A 20220-nucleotide genomic window follows, 5' to 3' on the forward strand; every position below is an offset into this window, starting at 1 on the left:
AGCGCCGAGCTGAACCTGGTTGAGTTCAGCACCGACATCGACCCGGCCACGCTGCAGTTGTCGCGCAGCAATGACAACTTGATCGTCACCTTCGCCAACGGCCGCACGCTGCAGATTTACAGCCAGTTCTATACCGGTGATCCGAGTACGGAATACGGCGTGCAGGCGTTCCGCTTCGCCGATGGCACCGTCTGGACTCGCAGCAACCTGCCCGGCTTCAACGCCACCGCCGGCGACGATGAAATCGTCGGCCTCAACGGCAACGACGCGCTGAATGGCCTGGCCGGCAACGATGACCTCGATGGGCGCGGCGGAAACGATACGCTGACCGGCGGTGCGGGCAGCGATATCTTCCGCTTTTCGACTCCGCCCGGCGCCAGCAATCTCGACTACGTCACCGACTTCACCGCTGGTACGGATCATCTGGCATTGAGCAGTGCGGTCTTTAACCTGAACGGGCAGGCACCGAGCGATCCTGGCGTGCTCGCCAACGTCAGCGGCGCCCAAACCGAGCAAGCCGGCGCCAACTTGGTGTTCAACCAAAGCAACCAGACCCTTTACTACGACGCCGACGGCGCGGCCAACGGCAATGCCGTGGCAGTGGTAACCCTGGCCGGGGTGGCGAGCCTGGCGGCGAGCGATGTGCAGCTGTTCGCCTAGGCAGACGAGGAATGATAAAGCTGGCTCGGGCCAGTTCGCGCGCCAATGTCCAACGCTCACAGGAAAGCAGTCGTGCTTTCACAATAGTGACGGATCATCCATTCGTGAGGGAGGTACGGGGAGGTTGAGACATGGAATGCCTCTTTGGCCGTTAGCGCGCCCGCGCCTCCATTCCGGTTTGTATGAATTTATAGCAATGTGACAAGGCATGGCAAAACAGGGCGGAAATGCCTCTGTAGGGGCTTTTCCATGGTCATACATTTGTATAAAAGCAGATCGCCGGGCTCGAACATTTAACGATTTCCAGTGCGACGAAGGCGATTTAGTCTCCTGTTCAGCGTTGAACAATAATAAAAGGAGACCCCCTAATGCCTATTCAGTCAGAGCATGATCCTCGGCTAAAGCGCTCATTGAAAACGCGGCATATCAGCATGCTTGCCCTTGGCGGGGTAATCGGTGCTGGCTTGTTCGTTGGCTCCAGTGCAGTCATCGCTTCAACCGGCCCCGGTGCTTTTCTCACTTACGCCATCACCGGCATCATCGTCGCCCTTGTGATGCGTATGCTCGGGGAAATGGCCGCAGCACATCCCACAAAAGGTTCTTTCGTTGATTACGCCCGCATGGCATTTGGTCGCTCGGCCGGATACATGACGGGTTGGCTGTATTGGTATTTCTGGGTCATCGTCGTTGGCTTCGAAGCCGTGGTCGGCGGCCAGATCATCAATGGTTGGTTCCCCGACATTCCGGTCTGGGTGATCGCCTTGGGCCTGATGATCAGTATGACCTTGCTGAACATGATGTCGGTTCACTCCTTTGGCGAGGCCGAGTACTGGTTTGCCGGGGTAAAAGTCGCCGCTATCGTCGTGTTCCTGCTCGTGGCAGGCGCCTATGTATTTCACCTGTGGCCGAACTCGACCGCCACTTTTGACAACCTGACTCAACATGGCGGCTTCTTGCCTCATGGTGTCGGCGCATTGTTTACGGGTGTTGTCGTGGTTATTTTCTCGATGACAGGGGTGGAGGTAGCGACACTGGCTGCGGCAGAGTCCGAAGATCCTACGCGTAACATCCGCAAGGCAGTGAACACCGTAATGGTTCGCATACTGGTGTTCTTCGTTCTGGCCACATTCTTCATTGTCGTTGCTCAGCCTTGGACCAGTCTGACCCCAGGCAAGTCGCCTTTCGTGACTACTTTGGAACATATCGGCATCCCTGGCGCTGGAGAAATGCTCACCGCCGTCATTCTGGTTGCCGTACTTTCGGTACTGAACGCCGGCCTCTATACCTCGTCGCGCTTGTTGTTTGTTCTTGCCTCCAATGATGAGGCGCCCCGCTGGATTGCTGGGGTGAACAAGAAAGGCGTCCCGGTCCGCGGCGTCCTGGCCTCCACCCTTGTGGGTTACGGTTGCGTCGTCATTGCTGCCCTGTGGCCGGACACGGTGTTCCAGTTCCTGATCAATTCATCGGGCACGGTGTTCCTGTTCGTCTACCTGATGATTTGCCTGTCGCAGCTCAAGCTGCGCCGCAAGTGGGTCGAGGAAGGCAGTCTGAAGTTCGCCATGTGGGCCCACCCATGGCTGCCGTTGCTGGTGACTGCCTCGATCATCACCGTTCTGGTCAGCATGGCATTCGATCCCTCCATGCAGATGAGCCTGCTGCAATGCGTGATCGCCATTGTCGCTATTGCCGCGTCGTATCTGGCGCTGAGCCTCTCTCGCAAGCGTAGGCGTGGCGGCGAGCCCCAACCTGTCACCACTGCCTAGTCAAAAAACGCCGTATCAGTACACCCCGAACCCCGGGCCCTCAATGGGAAGCCAACAGCATGTCAGCGAAATACCAATTGTCCCAGTTACCCAATAAACCTCTGTGGTTCGCACCTGGCCCGTCGCGCGAGCGGCTGGATGGCTCGACCCAGGCCGATGTGGTCATCGTCGGAGCCGGCTACACGGGTTTGTGGACGGCCTACTATCTGCTTAAGAGTGATCCTTCTCTGCGCGTGGTTCTGCTGGAGAAACACGAAGTCGGTTTTGGTGCCTCTGGGCGTAATGGTGGTTGGGCATCGGCGATCTTCCCGATCTCGTTGCACCGCGTGGAGCAGTTGTATTCGCACAACGCGGCGCTGCATCTGCAGGCAGCAATGAACGACACGGTAGATGAGATTGGCCGTGTACTGGCTCTGGAAGGCGTTGACGCTGACTATGCCAAGCAAGGGTTCTTGTCGCTCGCACGTAGCAAGCCACAGAGGGACAGGGCCCGGGCTGCGGTCGAATCGTCGGCACGTTTCGGCCTCCCGGATCAGTGGCGGGTGCTTGACGCTGCTGAAGCCCAGGCACGCGTTGGTGCGCAGGGCACGTTGGGTGGGCTGTACACCGAGCACTGCGCACTGATCCACCCTGGCAAGCTGGTCCGTGGCTTGGCCAGGCTGGTTGAAGGAATGGGGGCGAAGATTTATGAGCAGTCGGCAGTCAATCAGATGGCGCCGGGTGTGGTGCAGACTGCTCACGGTTCGGTACGCGCCGAGATGACCGTGCGTGCCACCGAAGCATTCACCTCCCAACAGCCAGGTCACTCGCGATTCGTCATTCCCCTGTACTCATTGGTCCTGGCGACAGAGCCGCTGCCAAGCGATCTGCTTGCCAAGCTCAACCTTGATCATCGCATGGCCTTCAACGACATGCGTCACCTGCGTGTCTATGGCCAGGTGACGGCTGAAGGCCGGTTGGTCTTCGGTGGGCGAGGCGCGCCGTACAACTGGGGTTCACGCATGTCTGCCGAGGACGATCTGGTGGACAGCATCCACGGCAAGATCTACGACACGTTGCTTGAGTTCTTCCCGGTGCTGCGAGATGCGCGCATCACTCATCGCTGGGGCGGCGCCCTGGGCGTCTCACGCGACTGGTGCCCAACCGTAAGCATCGACCGCAACAAGCGCATGGCCTGGGCGGGTAACTATGTCGGTGACGGCGTTGCCACCAGCAACCTGGCGGGGCGTCTGTTGCGCAACTTCATTCTGGAGCGCGACGAGGACATCAACACGTTGCCTCTGGTCAATCACCGCTCGCCATCATGGGAGCGCGAACCCTTGCGTTGGTTCGGTATCAACAGCGGCCTGGCTGCTGCTTCGCTGAGCGATATCGAAGAGCGCTTCACCCACAAACCTTCGCGCACCGCGATGCTGCTGGAAAAGCTCACCGGCGCCCATTGAAAAGGAGATAACCCCATGCCTTCGTTCACCATCATCAAACACGCCGACATCAAGGCCCTGCCGCTTAATCCAGCAGGCCAGCGTGCAGGGGCCGACAAGGGCGACCCACAGATCGCCATCCAGACACTGGCGCCGGATGCAGTAGGCAATCTCGGCGTATGGGAATGCCAACCGGGCGGCTGGCCGGTGATCGAGCGTCCTGACACCGAGTTCACCTACATCATTTCCGGAAAGGCCCTGCTCACCGACAGCAGCACCGATGAAGCGGTGGAAGTAAACGGCGGCGACCTGATCATCCTGCCACCCGGCTGGAGCGGCCGCTGGGATGTACTCGAGACCGTACGCAAGGTCTACGCAATTTACTGAAACATGAGTACGGCGCGCTAAAAGTGCGCGCCACCGTAGTTACCCTTTGATGTGAGAAAGACAATGACCCAAACCATCATGAACTGGATCTCCGGCGCCCAAGCCGAGGCCACCAGCGGCCAGCAACTGCCGGTCTACAACCCAGCTACCGGCGTGGTCACTGGTCAAGTGCAGTTGTCTGCGCAGAAAGACGTGGATGCTGCCGTGGCCTCTGCCAAGGCAGCCTTCCCGGCCTGGAGCAATCTGTCGCCGCTGCGCCGTTCGCGGGTACTGAACAAGTTCCTGGCACTGCTGAACGAGCACCGCGACGACCTGGCACGCATGATCACCGCCGAGCATGGCAAGGTCTTCACCGATGCCCAGGGCGAAGTGATGCGCGGCATTGAAATCGTCGAATTCGCCTGCGGCGCGCCGCAACTGCTGAAAACCGATTTCACCGACCAGGTCAGCACCAACATCGACAACTGGACCCTGCGCCAGCCGCTGGGCGTTGTCACCGGGATCACCCCGTTCAACTTCCCGGTAATGGTGCCGATGTGGATGTTCCCGGTCGCCCTGGCCACCGGCAATACCTTCGTGCTCAAGCCAAGCCCGCTTGACCCGAGCCCGAGCCTGTTCATTGCCGAGCTGCTGAAGCAGGCCGGCCTGCCGGATGGCGTGTTCAACGTGGTGCAGGGCGACAAAGATGCGGTCAATGCCTTGATCGAGCACCCGGATGTCCAGGCCGTGTCGTTCGTAGGTTCGACCCCGATCGCCAACCACATCTATGAAACCGGCGCCCACCATGGCAAGCGTGTCCAGGCACTGGGCGGCGCGAAGAACCACCTGGTGGTGATGCCCGACGCCGATATCGACCAGGTTGTCGATGCCCTGATCGGTGCAGCCTACGGTTCGGCCGGTGAGCGTTGCATGGCCATCAGCGTAGCGGTGTTCGTCGGTGACGACACCGCTGAAAAGGTAATGCCGAAGCTGATCGAGCGCACTCGTGAGCTGAAAGTGCTCAACGGTACCAACCTCGAGGCCGAGATGGGCCCAATCGTTACCCGTGCGGCTCTGGAGCGCATTACCGGCTACATCGAGCAAGGCGTGAAGGAGGGGGCCAAGCTGCTGGTCGATGGCCGTAACTTCAACGGCCAAACCGCTGGCGAAGGTTGCGGCGACGGCTTCTGGCTCGGCGGCACACTGTTCGACAATGTCACCCCGGAAATGCGTATCTACAAGGAAGAGATCTTCGGCCCGGTGCTGGCTTGCCTGCGGGTCAAGGACTTCGCAGAAGCAGTGGACCTGATCAACGCCCACGAGTTTGGCAACGGCGTAAGCCTGTACACCCGTGACGGCCATATCGCACGCGAGTTCGGTCGCCGTATCCAGGTGGGCATGGTCGGTATCAACGTTCCGATTCCGGTACCGATGGCCTGGCATGGCTTCGGTGGCTGGAAGAAGAGTCTGTTCGGCGACATGCATGCCTACGGTGAAGAAGGCGTACGCTTCTATACCAAACAGAAGAGCATCATGCAGCGTTGGCCTCAGGCCATTGGCAAAGGCGCAGAGTTCGCGATGCCGACCAGCCACTAAGGCAATCGGCTAGCTGACGGAAAAGGCCCCGCCCACGCCGCGGGGCCTTTTATATTTTGCCGTGCCATTCGTTGGGGAAAGCAACGCTTGATGCAGTTGGTGTAGAAGCCGATGTTCCCGGGCTGCGTCGTGAGGACCTCAGCGCCGTGGGCCGCGATGCCGGAACTCAGCACATCAATCGATCAGCTTTGTGTTCCTGCCGGCCTGAATTGCAATCCAGAAGCGTGCGATGCCACTGGTTGTGGTTGGCTTCAGCCCTGTGAGTTGCTCAACCAGCTTCAAACGATAGACAAGCGTTTGGCGGTGGACATCAAGGTCGAAGGCAGTCGCTTTCCAATTGCCGTCGTTCTGCAGGAAGGTAATCAATGTGGTCAACAGGGCTGCGCCTTGGCTTCGATCGTGCTCAATCAATGGGCCCAGGTAGCGACCTACCAGTGCCCGTGCTTCAGGCATCGTCTTGGGCGCCATGATCAACCCGGTCTCGGCCTCTCCATAGGTCAGGATTTCTTTGCCTACTTCCCGGGCTTGCGTCAACGCCAGCCGAGATTGCCGGAAGCTTTCGTGGAGACCCGTTGCCGGTGATATTGGCCCGCTAATGCCGATCACGGTGCCGCTACCGAGATTACTGCGCAAAGCCTCGAAAATGGCTGGCTGATTTCGACTTAGTGCCATCAATAGTCCACTCTCGATGAATAGCAAAGGCGTCGCTGCATAGAGGGCAGGGCAGTGGTGGATATCGTCTATCGTCCAAGGGCCGTCTGGCCCTGGCTGGATCACCAGACTCACCAGCGTCCCCGTAAGCCCATGGCGCTCCAGCATCGGCAGCGCGAAGGAAAACTCGGTCGTACTGTCGTTCAAACTACGCAGCAACGATGCTCCTTCCTCTCGTTGCAGGTCGCGTTGGATCATCAATCGCTCAAGTTCGACACCCAGCAAACCGGCCAATGACCGCACCAGTATGGAATCATCAAACGTGCGTCTTGCGTTGCTCGCGATAACAAGGTTGGCGCGGGCCCGACCGCCGATCGATATACGCTCGATGTGACCTCCATCTCCTGGAGATATAGTTCCGGCTTCGACTATCTTGAGCCCGCTGATGGCGTCCTCGATGGTCAGGCTCATACCCAGAGCATCTGCCAGGATCGACAGCCTGCCAGCCATTTCTGGTTGCTTGCGCAGTGCCTCGGCGTAGGTTTGGAACAGCCGCTCACTGGCATTGAATCGCTCCCGCTGCGCCTGCAGTACACTTTCAATGACTTGGTGCGAGAGCTTGACGAACTCCAGTTGGAAGTTCGCGAGCAGCACGGGGAAAAGTAACCTGTCAGCAGCCTGGAGCATTGCCTGCGTCAATTCCGGGGCATCATGCCTGGGAGCGATTACCAGGGCGCTGGGACTGCTCCGTACCAGTTGTTCAAGCCACTCAACTTGTTCCTCTGACGTTTGTGGAAGGCCTACACCGGTGGTCATAACCAAGTCACCTGGTGATACCCAGCGCCATGGGTCGGGTAGGTCGACTGTGTGCGCCCAAGTAATGGTCCGCCCTATTCCTGACATGCCGGCGGCGACCTGTAGTTTCAGTGGGTCAATGGCAATCAGATCTTGCACCGTCAGCATAGAAACTCTCCTGTAACGCGCGTAGACCACTGCATTCTGGTCCGCTAAATCAAAAGGTTATGAATGGGGAATTGGTCTTGTACCCCCAAATGTCCCCCCTTTTTGCAGTGGTTACGAGTGCACGATAGTGGACGCACTGAGGGGTGGTGTTGAATGTGCTATCACTCGCCAAAGCGTGCCGCTTATGCGTTGGGCTTGTCCCAATCGCTACGCGTCGCAGCAATCAGCGCATCCCGGTCATCAGGAGGGTTACCGCGGCTCAGCATCTTCTCGAATAGGGCGTATGGATCGGATTTGTTGCCTGCGGACCGTAGGGTATTTTCGCCGTTGACCCATGCATAGACGATGACCTTGGATCTTGAGTCATAGCGAAAGAACAGCCGAAAGCGCCTGCCGATTTTTACCCGCCGCCAATGTCGGTAGGCTGTGCCTAGGGTGTTGCCTTGGCGGAACTCATCACGGCCCGGGTCGGCTGGTACAGCGTCCATGATCAGATGGCTCAATGCCCGAAACAGCTTGACGTTGGCGTTGTTTTCAAAGCCTTGCGGGTTGTTCTGCTCGGCCCGGGCGGCGGCTTCTTGCAACTTGCTTAGCTGTAACGTCACGCCTTCATGGAACAACAGTGTCCAGCCATGTCGCAGCATCAGATCGCGACCTCTCCGTCGATATCTTCGTCCAGGTTTACAGGGGGGGTCGCATTGGCGAGCATGGTTTGTGCTAGGTCGTCCGGCAGTGTGGTGATGTTGCGTCCGCTTCGGATATCAGCCTCCAGCAAACCCAGGAATGCACCGATGGCAGGATCTTCATGGATGGCTTCTACGCGGCTGACCACGACTTCACCGCCGCGCACGTCGAATGCGATCTTGCCGCCTGTATCAAGGCCCAGCAACTGGCGAACGGATTTGGGTAGGGTTACCTGTCCTTTTGAGGTCAGGGTGGCGATTTCATGGATGGCACGCATAAGCGTTCTCCCGGATGTATTGATTGGATGGTAAGGAATAATCCTTACATGGTCAATCTCGGTTCTACGCTGATCGACCCTACTGGGACATAGCCTGAAGCGGGCACAGCGTGCGGCAATTGCTCTCGAATCAGGGCCGAGCATCAGCGGTATCTGAGATCAGGCTGAAGAACTTGAGGAGGGAGCGCGTAGGATTCACTTGAGCGAGATGGCACGGATCCTGGCATGGCACCCCGTCCAAGGCCGACCTAGGAAAAGGCAGAAATGATCAGATAAACAGCCCGCCAGACGGCCCCTAAAGACTCTCAGGGTCGCCGAAGAACCTTTTGACTTGGCTCTAGGGCGGTAGTTTCAGGTCATGAAAAACTAATGATGCCCCCAGTTTTTCCCCCAGTGACACAGGGGCACGAGCGATCGCGAACAGCGATTTTTGGCGGACTCCAGTATGGCAGTGGCTGGTATTCAGTGCGCCTCCGTACACTGGATGAGCATCCTGTATCTGGCAAATCTTTCGTCGTTCGGAAGAGGATATGGACGGTGAGTCGATACCCTTAAGCAGAATCGGTGCGAGTCTGGAGCGTGTCGAGCTTGATCAGAGGTGCCTGTGAGTTTTACTTCACCCATAAAAAAGATTCGTCCAGGGCTGTAAAGAGGGCAAACCGGCGTTATCATGATGGCAAAATGTCACTGTTCTATTCGAGCATAGTCAGGTACGACGATTGACGATCCATAGCCAATACGCGTGCGCCGTAGAGGGCAGCTTGCGTGTACATGTCCCCGTTCGGCTTTACGAGCTAACGCTTAAGCACCACCTACTGGATCAGTTAGGTGGTTTTTCCCATTTGCTTCTTGAAGCGCTCGACACGATGCCCTCTCGTGGGATCGAATGGGTACTGGAACTCACGAGACTTAACCCTCAGCAACTGCAACCGATCATTCGCCGACTCGAGGGCCTCGGTCTGATCGAAGGGGCAAATTTGACTTCTCGCGCTAAACCCCTCCTGAAAGCCAAGCGGTTGCTTCATGGGCAAACAAAATGTCTTTGGCTCGATGGTCAATATAGGCGGCACTCATTTTGCGCTGTGCCGTCACAACTGACCGTTGAGCTTGAGGACAAAGCCGACTTTGTTATTCGTTCTTGGCACCGCGGAGAGGGAAAACCACATGACTGGCCGAGTAGTGACTGGGGTGAGGATTGTGAGCGGCAGAAAAATCGTATATGGGCTCTCCCAGAGCAGTACCTTTCAATCGCGTTCGAACACTTCAATGAATGCTTTCTGGAGAAGGGTTTTCCCAAATCAGATTGGTCTCTGAGCGTTTGGCTTGCTGCAGATAGTTCGCGTGTCGCGCGCGCAATTGAAGTGGAGTTGAGTCCTGAAGCTATACGAAGACAACAGGGGAGCGAGTTCGCCTTTGCGAGCCCTGTGGTGTGCTTATCCAGTCGCTTCAGTCTGCCAGAGGGGGCTCCTGGGCACCTAAGCAGTCTGCTTCCCGCCAACCAATGTCGATTTACTACTTTTGTTGTTCAGGAAAATGAGTCATCGCACGAACTGGACCTTACGGATGCGCCCAAAACTCCATGGGTTTGGCCGGTCGTCGAACGCTCCATCAAGGATCAAGTGATTGAGCAGCTTTTTCAGGAGTTGGCATTGGCCGAAGAGAACATTTCATCTGTGTTCAATCGACATCATGCACTTGAAGAGCGCTGGCAGCATTTGGGATTCAACTGGACAGCTGTCCAGAAGAGTCTCGAGTTGGAAGGTGTGCATCCCATTAAGGATGACCAATGAAAGTCGTTGACATCTTTGCGAACATGGCGGAGCAAATGATCGATGACGCTCAGGTTCGACGCTACGGGACCATTCTGCTCTCGCAAGGTACGAGAGGGATCACCAAGCTAAATCCCGCCGTGGTTTGGGTTGATGCTGCGATCGCTGTTATTGAAGCCGCCGGCAGTTACCTACGTTTCTGTGCGGCGCGTGAAGTGACCGCACAACTGCAGGCGTTCAATCGCTCCCTCGAGATAACACTGACGCAGCAACTGAAAATTGGTGAGAAGCAACTCCACCAGTTACAGCGAGAGCGAGCAGGGCGCAGAAATCACATAGCGCAAGTATTGAAGCAGTCTAATCAGCACAAATTGCTAACCCCCCAAAAAATTGGTCAGCAGCTAGATACCTTGAAGCGGGTGCATGTGCTGCTTCAGAAGGAACGAGAGGATTTGGGTAATTTCCAGCAGTTGATTGGCCTTCAAGTGTGCCTTGATCATTGCATCGACGCGACGTTGGCACTGCTGCTTACCCCACCGGAGAGTACGAATGAAAGCACCTAAAAAACCAACGGTTCCCAAGCCGACGCCACGTAAACCTACGGCTAAGAAGGGGGGCGGCGGGTTTGATTTTAATCAGGCCATGCAGATGGCCAGCACCTCAGTCGACACATTCAAGTCGTATATCGATCTCAAGAAAGAAGAACAAGTAACCCAACGAACCTTGATTGATGGAGAACTTCAAATTCGCCTCGGAGAGCACCAGCTTGAAAAGGCTCATCTCGGTGATCAGCAGCACCTGCGCGAGCATCAAGCGAGAATGCTTGAGCTCGACATTCAGGGGCGCCAAGCCGATCAATTGCACGATAGGGCGATGACCGTTCTGGAGTCCAAAGCTGATAAAGAGGATCGCGTACTCAAGCAACTCGAATCCGGACAGATCACTGCTGAGGAAGCCGCCATGTTGCTGGGCAGCGGACAGGAATAAGTCATGGCAGCTCCACTCTTTGTTGGCATCGGTGTAGCAATCTTTGCTGTGGCAAAGGTCGTCAGCTGGTTGGCCAACAGTATGACGGAAGAAGAAGAGCAAAAGCATCAGGAAGAGCACGCAAGGACCGAATACATTCGTCGCCGTGCAGCTGCCGCCCAGGCACGCCAAGAACAAAAGGCGTGGCAGGAATATCGGGAGATGGCCCTTGAGCACGTTCAACTATTGCGCAGGGTGATTCGCGAGAACCGTGATGCAATCGTCGGGGTGCCAGAAGAGCTGAATAAGCTCGAACAAATGATCGCCCGGGAGATTATTGACAAGACATCCAGCCCATACCGCAAGTCAGCACTTCGTCGAGAATATGCGCGTATAGAAGACGCGGTTGTTCGCATGAAGGAGTATGTGAACTACCTGGTCTTTGCCGAAAATGAAGTCGACACTTTGCTCGCAGGTGAAAATTTAGAGCAGTTGCTGGCACTTGATCCTGCAGAAAAGCTTCTGCCTCTGGAATGGCTCTACCCGGGAAAATTGGTGCTGGTGGCGATGGATGAGATCAATAAGCCGCTTCCACGGTTTGGACATCGCGTCTCATTCGGTACCGATGATGTGCGTCAGAAAGCATTGGCGATACCGTTCAACGATGAAATCCCCGTCCTGATCAAGGCGGCCACCAAATGGGGAAATGGAACCTTCTACGGATGCGTGGCAAGAGGCTTGCTTTATTACAATCACATCATTCCAGGTGAGCCTGTTCCATTCGTTGTGGATCGCAAGCAAAAGCAGTCGATGATTGGGACACTGTTTGACGGCATGGTACGGGCAACCCTGCCCATGAGCCAGTTGAAACATCCTGGCGTACGGATGCTTTCAGGGCAGAAGGTCCAGGTGCACTTGACTCAGTACGATCTTTGCCTTGTTCGCAACCCGTTCGAGCAAGGACGCGCGAATATCGAAGTAAGTGAATTCAACTATCGCGCTCGGGGCGTCCAGTCCTATCAGCAGCTTTATTTGACCGTGAAAGAGGAGCACTTAAGAGGGGTCTCTGACCGACAGTTTTTTGAGGACGATGAGCCGTGGACGTTGCTCGGCTACTCAGGCACAACGGGAATAGTTTCACTCGCCAGGGCGACAGTGAGGGTGGAGTGCCTACCGTCAGCTGACTTCAGCTTGCTTGAGGTGTGTCAGGTCGTTCAAACGGGAACTTTGCAGATCGGTCTGGATACGCCTTTCCGCTTTACTCTTCTTGATCGACATCTTGCAGCAACTGCTGGGGTAGGTTGGCGGAGCGGGATCGAAGAGTTTCTGCGCTTTTGCTCTCAGACTGCGATGGATATGAAGGACTCGCCCGAGCGTTTGGCGCACAGTCGCTTTTACCAGCGTTGGGACCAGGTCATCGCCTATCAGCGTAGCCAAGAGGAGGTTTCCGTTCTGGATTTCCCTAGCGGTGCGCTTCACGCTCGGGAAGACGATGTGCTCGTTCTTGTTCGAGAGGTGCTTCCTGAGTCGGACCAGTTGGCTTTTGAGGCCTTGGTGGAAAAACTTCGCGAGGTTTTATCCGATAAAAACAAGCTCAATCCGGATCACTGTGTTCGGTTGTTATCGTGGGACGCGGACAGGTGTGAGTTCGTACCGGTGATTGCTGGCGATCGGAGGCGGCGCCCACTGTTCTCATGCGCGAAAAACACGATCAGCATCGAAAGCGCGTTCTCTTTGCCAGAAAGTACAGAGGCAATGCTTCGATTGGTCGTCACGCTCCCGAGTGCAGCGCTCAAGCGTCAAGCTCAAGCATTGGAAGATTTCTTTAACGACCAGTTGGTGAATCCGGCTCTCAAAAGTATTTTGCTCGCACCGGAGCATTATCTCGCCCAGCCGGCCGAGCGAATAAGCCAAATTGAATGGTCGGGCCCACTGGATAATAGCCAAAAGAAGGTCGTTGAACTAGCGCTGAAAGAGCGAAACATTGCCCTGATACAAGGTCCTCCAGGCGCTGGTAAAACAACTGCTATTGTTGAAATTTTGTATCAGCTTTACCGCCAGCGCTCTGACCTTCGAATACTGGTGGTGTCGCAGCAAAACTCCGCGGTAGACAACGCTCTCGACAAGTTTCTTGCCCAACATGTCGGTGGTTTCGAACATGCAATTCGGACAATACGTATCGGTAACCCGGAAAAGATGAGTGATACCATCAAACCGATGGGATTCGATAGCCAGTTTACCGACTATCTTGCTGATCTTGAGGTGCTAGCGGTCGACGGCGCTGTCAGTCTTCCAGAGCATGAAGCTGGGCTGTGTCACATGTGGTTATCTTCGATCAAGCAAGCCTCTCAGTCGAGGGTCAACCAAGATGAGTTTTTCATAACGCTCTTGGCTGATCGGAATCTGGTAGGTGCCACATGTGTAGGTCTTGCGACGAACAAGGGGGGCATCGACCAACTCCAGTTTGACGTAGCAATTATCGACGAAGCAGGCAGGGCGACCATCCCAGAAATCCTCATCCCCATCTTGCGATCAAACAAGGTGATTCTCGTCGGTGACCACTATCAGCTTCCCCCTAGCATTGCCCCCTTGTTACGTGAGGATGAGGCAGCAGAAGAGCTCGGGTTCCTCCGTGAGAATTTTCTGGACAACAGTTTCTTTGAATTGATGTTCGAGCGCCTTCCTCCACAGTGTCGAGAAACGCTGAATCTTCAATATCGCATGGCGCCGGCGATCGGGGATTTGGTGGCCGAGTTGTTCTATATGCGTGAAGGCACGCGTGTACTTCACAACGGGCGAGAGGACGAGTATTTCGAAGAGCGTTATGTACTCGAAAATACAATCTATTGGGTGGATGTAAAAGGTCGTCAGGCACAACCCAAGGGTTCGAAGAGTCAGGAGAACCGTGAAGAGGCCAAAGAGATCACCCAATTTTTGGCGAGCCTGGCTGAAACGACCAAAATACCTTTGTCGGTGGCTGTCATCACACCCTATGGCGCACAGAAAGAGTGTATTCGTGCGGGACTTCGCAAGATGGGATGGGCTGAAGGGCGACTCGCTCACTTGACGATCGCAGTTGATACGGTTGATGCCTTTCAGGGCAGCGAGGCAGATATTGTTTGTTACTCAACCGTCCGCACGGAAGGTAACCTCAACTTTATCCTCGATCGAAAGCGACTGAATGTTGCGTGCTCCAGGGCTAAGCTTCACCTATTGTTTTTTGGTCATCGAGATTTCTTGCGTCGCTGGAAATATAAAAATGGTGCCGAGGAAAATCTGTTTCCGAAGCTGATGCAGCATGCTTGGAATGTGCCGGTAGCTTTTAGGAACCAAGGCTCTGAAATACTCGTGCCAATTTAGGACAATCTAAAATTGGCATGTTGCGCGCCAATATCGAAAAGGTGGATTGAATCTCTCTAGGTCAATTGCAAGGCGTTCGACGGCGAGCAGCGAGTGATTTTTCAAGAAGGGGACTGTTGAGCGTTAGGCTGGGGGCATCCTTATCAAACCATCCAAAGCATGCCCTCAGATGTGCCCCGAGTGTGGCAATCCTCTGGAATTGAATGGATCTCCATGGTCTATGAAAAGGCAGAAATGATCAGATAAACAGCCCGTCAGACGGCCCCTATAAACTCTCAGGATCCCCGAAGAACATCTGTATCCGCGACCTCAACCACCGCTCCGCCGGGTCATTGTCCTGTGCCCCGCGCCAGGCCATATGCAGTTCGAAACTGCGCACGGGTATCGGCAAATCCTCGGCACGCAACCCGCCCGCCGCAGTCAGCGCATCGGCTGTGTAATCCGGTACCGTGGCCACGATATCCGTGCCCGCCAGCAAGCTCCCTAGCCCGTTGAACTGCGGAACCGCCAGCACCACATGGCGCTTGCGGCCGAGCTCTTCCAGGGCCTCGTCGATAAAGCCTGACAAGTCACCGGCGAACGACACCAGTGCATGCGGCCGTGCACAGAAGTCGTCCAGGGTAATGCTGCCGGGCACGCTGTCGGCCCGCAGCAGCTTCGGCATGCTGCGGCGCAGTACCTTGCGCTTGGCGTTGGCCGGCAGTTCACTGGTGTAGCTGACGCCCACCGAAATCTCGCCCGAGGCAAGCAGCGTGGGCATCAGCAGATAGTTGACCCGCCGTACCACCAGCACGATACCTGGCGCTTCGGCGCGGATGCGCTTGAGCAGCTGCGGCAGAAGGGCGAACTCGGCGTCGTCCGACAGGCCGATGCGGAACACCGCATTGCTGGTGGCCGGGTCAAATTCGGCAGCGCGGCTGACCGCAGTGGAAATGGAGTCCAGCGCCGGCGACAGCAGGGCGAAGATCTCGTGGGCCCGTGCCGAGGGCTCCATGCTGCGGCCGGTGCGCACGAACAGCGGGTCATCGAACAGGTTGCGCAGGCGCGACAGGGCCGCGCTGATGGCCGGTTGGCCGAGGAACAGTTTTTCCGCGGCGCGGGTCACGCTGCGCTCGTGCATCAGCGTTTCGAACACGATCAGCAGGTTGAGGTCTACGCGACGCAGGTCGTTTCGATTCATCGGTGCGCTTCGCCTAAAGTGGGGCAGGGGTGAATCTTAAGGCCAAAGGCTGTTACCCTGCACGGGTTTAGGGGGACCAATTGCAGGGAAAGTGAGGTGCCCAATCGATGACAAGCATGTCGACTATTAATGACCGCTGATGGTCTAACCGGTAAAGCCCGGATAGAGTCAGTGGTAATTAGAGGTTCACAAAGGCGAGGTATGCGATGTCCCGCATGATCCGTTTCCACAAGTTCGGCGCTGCCGATGTGCTCCGTTGCGAGGAGCAGGCCGAACCGTCACCCGCTGCCGACGAGGTACAGATCCGCGTCCAGGCGGTTGGCGTCAGCTGGTATGACGTGCTTTGGCGCCAGAACCTGGCGCCGTCCCAGGCACGCCTGCCAGCGGGGATCGGCCACGAAATGGCTGGGGTGGTGACTGCGGTCGGTGAAGGGGTCGAAGACATTGCCGTCGGTGATCGGGTTGCCAGCTTTCCGGCTACCAGCGCCAATGATCACCCGGTGTATGGTGATGTCATCGTGCTGCCGCGTTCAGCCATTACCCGCTACCCGGACGTACTCACCCCGATCGAGGCCAGCGTGCATTATACGCCGCTGCTGATCGCCTATTTCGCCTACGTCGACCTGGCGCGGGCCAAGGCCGGGCAGACTGCGCTGGTTACCGATGCCAGCCATTGTGCCGGTCCTGCTTTCGTGCAACTGGGCAAGGCTTTGGGGCTGAAAGTGTTCGCTGCCACCAAGGAAGCGGAGCAGCGTGAGTACCTGCTGGGCCTGGGCGCCGACAAAGTGATTGTCACTGAAGAGCAGGACCTTCTGCTGCAGGTTGGCAAGTATACCGATGGTCGCGGCGTGGACATGGTTCTCGATGGCATGGGCGGGCCGCAGATGTCGCTGCTGGGCGATGTGCTGGCACCGCGTGGCAGCCTGGTGCTGTACGGCCTGCAAGGCGGCAATCAGACGCCATTCCCGGCGTGCGCGGCGTTCCAGAAGAACATTCAGTTCTATGTGCACTGCATCGGCAACTTCACCGGCAAGCCAGAGCTTGGCATCAGCCAGGATCAGGTGGCATTGCAGCGGGCATTGCGTGATATCAACCAGTTCACCGCCGACCAGTTGCTGACACCGCAGATCATAAAGGTGTACCCGTTCGAGCAGGTGGTAGACGCCCATCGCTACATGGACCAATGCCCGTGCGGCGGGCGAGTGGTGCTGGACATGGCACAACACTGACAGTTGTAGGCGCTATTGGGAAACCCGGGCAGAGTCCCGGGTTTTTTGTGCGTGCGGTAAAACTATTCAATGTTAAAAATAGGATCGGTCTTACAAGAAAACACGACGGAGACTACATGTAAGGCGATGTCTGTTGTGTGTCGGAAATATTCCGCCAACTATTCAGGCTTGAGCGTTTTTGTCGTGATGGTCAAAGTTGCTCCGCGCTCTTGCTGAATGGTTTTTTTACTGTGATCTGTATCTTTAACTCGCTCTGCATTCCTCGATAATGGCCCAGTGATGGTTTGTGTGAGGAGCGTGGGATGAGTAAGGCTATGCCTGAGTCAGGGGCGTGCGCGGCAGCTGTCGCCTGTTGCGACAGTGTGTTTGCCTCTATGAATTGGCGACAGTGAAGGGTTGCGTCATAACATCCATTTAGTTGTAGGGAATTTCTTCTGGATAAGCCCGGCGCATGTTCAAGTGCAAGTGTTTGGTCCTGCATGCGCTGGCTGCATGGAGTTGGCGAGGTGATTTCGTGACGGCTATTCACGACCAGGCAATGCAATATATTTACCAGCAAGTTCTCGAGCGCCTGCTGAGCCACATGTCCCAGGCGCAGCGTGCTTCCTTGCAGTTGCTGATACAACGGCTACTGGTTGCGGCGGGCGGCCCCGAATACATCGGTACTTTCCGCGTGCAGGTGTTGCAGGGCAGCGATCGCCATAGTGCCCGGCTGTTGGCGATGCTGCGTGCTGCGCAACTGAGTATCGCCCTGCGTGCGCCGGTAACCTTCCAGCTGCGGGTGCTGGTGGTCAGCCTGCCGGTTGCGGATAGCGCCAGGCTGGAAGCGCATGAGCGTAGCTTCAGTGCACTGTTCATGCAGGATGACCCGCGGGTGCACTTGCAGATGATAGAGGGGGGCGCCGTGGTGCCGTTTAGCCGTCTGCCCTCAGCCAAGCCCGAGCGCTGGGTGCTGGCGAAGGACGCCATGTTGATGTTCGGTCACCTGGTCGATGCCAGGCCTGAAGCCTTGCTGGGTAGCCGGCTGCACCTGGAACTGGCGGGGGCCATAGGCTTTGCGCTGCAGGCACAGGCACCTGCCGATGCATTGGTCACCGCCATACCCGGGGCTCTGCGGCGCCGATACCTGGCGTGGGCCCGGCGTAGCCTGCGCCTGTCTGGCGAGCGGGGCCCGTATGCGATGCACCAGTGCCTGGCGGCGCTGGCCCAAGGTCTGGGCCGGTTGCACGCGGTCGTTGGGGGCGCCCCCCATAGCCAGCCGGTATTGGGCGCCGTCGCGGAGGGGGTGACGGTGCGGCTGATTGCCCTTGATGACCTGCTACCGTATGTGTTCGAAGCGCAGCCGCTTGACACCATGCTGGGTTGTAGCGCCGAGAACACCCCGGATGCCTGGCCACTGTCGGCATTCGTCGATCCGCTGGCCACGGCACAGTTGCATGAACTGCGTGCACGCAGCCTGGATCCCCAGTCCAGCCGCCCTGCATTGCGATTGGCAGGGCAGTCGGGCGGTAGCAAGCCGCACGAAACCCAACAGTTGCAACTCGGCAAAACTTACGGCATCAATCAGACCCAGCTAATGTGCTTGCTGTTCAGCCCATTTGCCAGGCAAGGGAAAAACCTCGAACGTTTTTTGCAATGCCGGCATGCCGATATGTTGGTTGCGTTGCCGTACCTGCACAGGGCGTTGCAAGGCAAACCCTGCCCTGATGCGGTGAAAGCCTGGCTGGTGAACACCAGTGGTCTGCCACTGGTGCAGTTGCGGGCGATTTATGGCGGGCAATTGCCGCTGACTGCCTGGCGCCTGCTGAACAACCTGGCCCGCCGCGATGTGCACCTGAGGTTGATGCCGCGGCAGGCGTTGGGGGCGCGGCGTGGTTTTGCGGGGCTGTCCTGATGGGGCGAGCGGCCCCCGGCGAGTTCGCGTATCGCCAAGTGTATCGCTACCTGGAAACGTTGATCGATCAGGCAGCAGGCGGTGGTCCATGCCGGTTACCGTCACTGCGCACGCTGTCCCGACGGCTGCGGGTGTCGTTGGCAACCGTGCAGAGCGCCTACGGCCTGCTGGAAGAGGAGGGCCGCGTACACTGCTTGCCGAGGTCAGGCTATTACATACAGAACGCTGGCAAAGGGCAGGCAGTGAACACGCCCCGGCAGCCACCCCCCATGCAGCCGCTACTGGAGCGCGCCCTGTTTGGCCACGAACGGCGTTTCGCCCGCCAACGTGACCGCAGCGTTGAGCCTTGGGAGGCGCTTGGTAGCACCCGCCTGAGCAGTGCAGTGGCAGAGCGATATACCCGTTCTTCCAGCCAGTACTGGTGTGGCGATGACGTGCAACTGGCACCTGATGTGCCGGCGTTGCTGGAGACTCTGCTGGCGGCGCTGGCCTTGCAGGGCGGTACCGTGTTGGTGCATTCGCCCTGTTGTTGGCAAGTGCTGCGTGCCTTGACGCGTGCCGGCATGCGTGTACTGGAGGTGCCACTGGATGCGCGTGGTAACCCGGACCTGCACACCTTGGCCACGCTGCTGGGGAGCGAGCCGGTAAGCATGCTGGTCATGCCATCGTGCCTGGGCATGCCACAAGGCCGGCTGGTATCACCGTACTATCAACAACAGCTTGGTCTGTTGCTTGGCGAACACCCTGTATGGCTGCTGGAAAACGATTTGGACAGTGAGCTCTGTTACAACGGCCCGCCAAAAAAACGCCTGCGCGACTGGGTCGATCCGCGCTGGTTGCTGGTGATGGGCGCGTTTGAGTCCACGGTAGGGGGCGAAGCACCGTATGCCTATTTGTTGAGCAAAGACGCCGTGCTGGCCAAGGCGTTCTCCGAGCGTGCGTTTCGGCTTGCACCCCTGCGCCTGCAGGCGCTTGCGTACATGCTCGGCAAGGGGGAGGTGGAGGCGCAACTGGTACACCTGCGCACAAACCTGCAAAGGCGCACGCACTGCCTGGCGCATGCGCTGGAGGGGCAATTTGGCCAACAGGTGAGGTTTGAGATGCCGCAAGGTGGGCACATGCTGTGGGTGTGCTTCCGCCAGCCGCTGGTATGGGATGATATTGCCGCAGCGTTGGCAGGTTCAGCGTTGCATGCGTTGCCGGGCGAGCAATTCAGCCTGCAGGGGCGTTACTCGCAGTACCTGGCGTTGATGTGGCAGGAGGGGCTGCCGGATGACCTGCACCAAGGGGTGGAACGTTTGGCGCAGGCGCTGGAGCAGCGCTGCCGACGTCGTACTCGCCTCTCAAGTTGAACTCGAAGTGCCAGCGAGCGCAGTGCGAAGGCCGAGACGGGGGAAATGGTCGTAGCGACGGAGTGACTCACGGTACTTGTCAGGTGCGC

Annotated in this window: 16 protein-coding genes; 12 read left to right on the forward strand and 4 right to left on the reverse strand. The window is 57.3% G+C overall.

The genetic code is table 11. The features are described from left to right. The 5 genes from QQL85_RS10360 to QQL85_RS10380 form a co-directional block, all read left to right on the forward strand. On the forward strand, positions 1 to 660 hold a 660-nt coding region (locus QQL85_RS10360), incomplete at its 5' end, for a calcium-binding protein (RefSeq protein ID WP_284368768.1). A gap of 368 nt (positions 661 to 1028) precedes the next feature. Then, complete coding sequence (locus QQL85_RS10365) at positions 1029 to 2423, forward strand: amino acid permease (protein WP_284353821.1); 1395 nt, start codon at positions 1029 to 1031, stop codon at positions 2421 to 2423. Between the two features lie 59 nt (positions 2424 to 2482). Beyond that, a complete protein-coding gene (locus tag QQL85_RS10370; RefSeq protein ID WP_284353820.1) occupies positions 2483 to 3865 on the forward strand; it encodes an NAD(P)/FAD-dependent oxidoreductase in 1383 nt (460 codons plus the stop codon). Between the two features lie 15 nt (positions 3866 to 3880). Continuing rightward, entirely contained in the window at positions 3881 to 4231 is a 351-nt protein-coding gene (locus tag QQL85_RS10375; RefSeq protein WP_284353819.1) for a cupin domain-containing protein, read from the forward strand. Between the two features lie 63 nt (positions 4232 to 4294). Beyond that, a complete protein-coding gene (locus QQL85_RS10380; RefSeq protein ID WP_284353818.1) occupies positions 4295 to 5806 on the forward strand; it encodes a CoA-acylating methylmalonate-semialdehyde dehydrogenase in 1512 nt (503 codons plus the stop codon). A gap of 174 nt (positions 5807 to 5980) precedes the next feature. Here the strand turns inward: QQL85_RS10380 and QQL85_RS10385 are convergent, their stop codons facing one another. The 3 genes from QQL85_RS10385 to QQL85_RS10395 form a co-directional block, all read right to left on the reverse strand. Beyond that, the gene (locus tag QQL85_RS10385) at positions 5981 to 7420 is read right to left on the reverse strand and encodes a PucR family transcriptional regulator (protein WP_284353817.1); all 1440 of its coding nucleotides are present in this window, start codon (positions 7418 to 7420) and stop codon (positions 5981 to 5983) included. Between the two features lie 182 nt (positions 7421 to 7602). Then, positions 7603 to 8064: a type II toxin-antitoxin system YhaV family toxin gene (locus QQL85_RS10390; protein WP_284353816.1), complete on the reverse strand. Its 462-nt coding sequence runs from the start codon at positions 8062 to 8064 to the stop codon at positions 7603 to 7605. Beyond that, positions 8064 to 8381: a type II toxin-antitoxin system PrlF family antitoxin gene (locus tag QQL85_RS10395; RefSeq protein WP_284353815.1), complete on the reverse strand. Its 318-nt coding sequence runs from the start codon at positions 8379 to 8381 to the stop codon at positions 8064 to 8066. The genes QQL85_RS10390 and QQL85_RS10395 overlap by 1 nt, the downstream gene beginning before the upstream one ends. Before the next feature lie 761 nt (positions 8382 to 9142). Here QQL85_RS10395 and QQL85_RS10400 point away from each other — a divergent pair. Genes QQL85_RS10400 through QQL85_RS10415 form a run of 4 tightly spaced genes read left to right on the forward strand, consistent with a single transcriptional unit; the run spans position 9143 to position 14476 of the window. Further along, positions 9143 to 10171 carry a hypothetical protein gene (locus QQL85_RS10400; protein WP_284353814.1) on the forward strand — a complete coding sequence of 343 codons (1029 nt, stop codon included), beginning with the start codon at positions 9143 to 9145 and terminating at the stop codon, positions 10169 to 10171. Further along, complete coding sequence (locus QQL85_RS10405; RefSeq protein ID WP_284353813.1) at positions 10168 to 10713, forward strand: hypothetical protein; 546 nt, start codon at positions 10168 to 10170, stop codon at positions 10711 to 10713. Before QQL85_RS10400 ends, QQL85_RS10405 begins: the two co-directional genes overlap by 4 nt. Then, positions 10700 to 11137: a hypothetical protein gene (locus tag QQL85_RS10410; RefSeq protein ID WP_284353812.1), complete on the forward strand. Its 438-nt coding sequence runs from the start codon at positions 10700 to 10702 to the stop codon at positions 11135 to 11137. The genes QQL85_RS10405 and QQL85_RS10410 overlap by 14 nt, the downstream gene beginning before the upstream one ends. A gap of 3 nt (positions 11138 to 11140) precedes the next feature. Continuing rightward, positions 11141 to 14476, forward strand: coding sequence for a DEAD/DEAH box helicase (locus QQL85_RS10415; protein WP_284353811.1), 3336 nt, complete (start codon positions 11141 to 11143; stop codon positions 14474 to 14476). Positions 14477 to 14741: 265 nt separating this feature from the next. Here the strand turns inward: QQL85_RS10415 and QQL85_RS10420 are convergent, their stop codons facing one another. Continuing rightward, complete coding sequence (locus QQL85_RS10420; RefSeq protein ID WP_284353810.1) at positions 14742 to 15656, reverse strand: LysR family transcriptional regulator; 915 nt, start codon at positions 15654 to 15656, stop codon at positions 14742 to 14744. Between the two features lie 206 nt (positions 15657 to 15862). Here QQL85_RS10420 and QQL85_RS10425 point away from each other — a divergent pair, with 206 nt between their 5' ends. From QQL85_RS10425 to QQL85_RS10435, 3 genes are all read left to right on the forward strand, one after another. Beyond that, positions 15863 to 16885 carry a zinc-dependent alcohol dehydrogenase family protein gene (locus QQL85_RS10425; RefSeq protein ID WP_284353809.1) on the forward strand — a complete coding sequence of 341 codons (1023 nt, stop codon included), beginning with the start codon at positions 15863 to 15865 and terminating at the stop codon, positions 16883 to 16885. 514 nt (positions 16886 to 17399) lie between these two features. Then, positions 17400 to 18779 carry a hypothetical protein gene (locus QQL85_RS10430; RefSeq protein WP_284353808.1) on the forward strand — a complete coding sequence of 460 codons (1380 nt, stop codon included), beginning with the start codon at positions 17400 to 17402 and terminating at the stop codon, positions 18777 to 18779. After that, on the forward strand, positions 18779 to 20131 hold the full coding sequence (locus QQL85_RS10435; protein ID WP_284353807.1) for a GntR family transcriptional regulator: 1353 nt from the start codon (positions 18779 to 18781) through the stop codon (positions 20129 to 20131). Before QQL85_RS10430 ends, QQL85_RS10435 begins: the two co-directional genes overlap by 1 nt. Positions 20132 to 20220: the final 89 nt, after the last annotated feature.

It is taken from the genome of Pseudomonas putida (genome assembly GCF_030159595.1).
In the GTDB taxonomy this organism is placed as follows: Bacteria; Pseudomonadota; Gammaproteobacteria; order Pseudomonadales; family Pseudomonadaceae; genus Aquipseudomonas; species Aquipseudomonas putida_AC.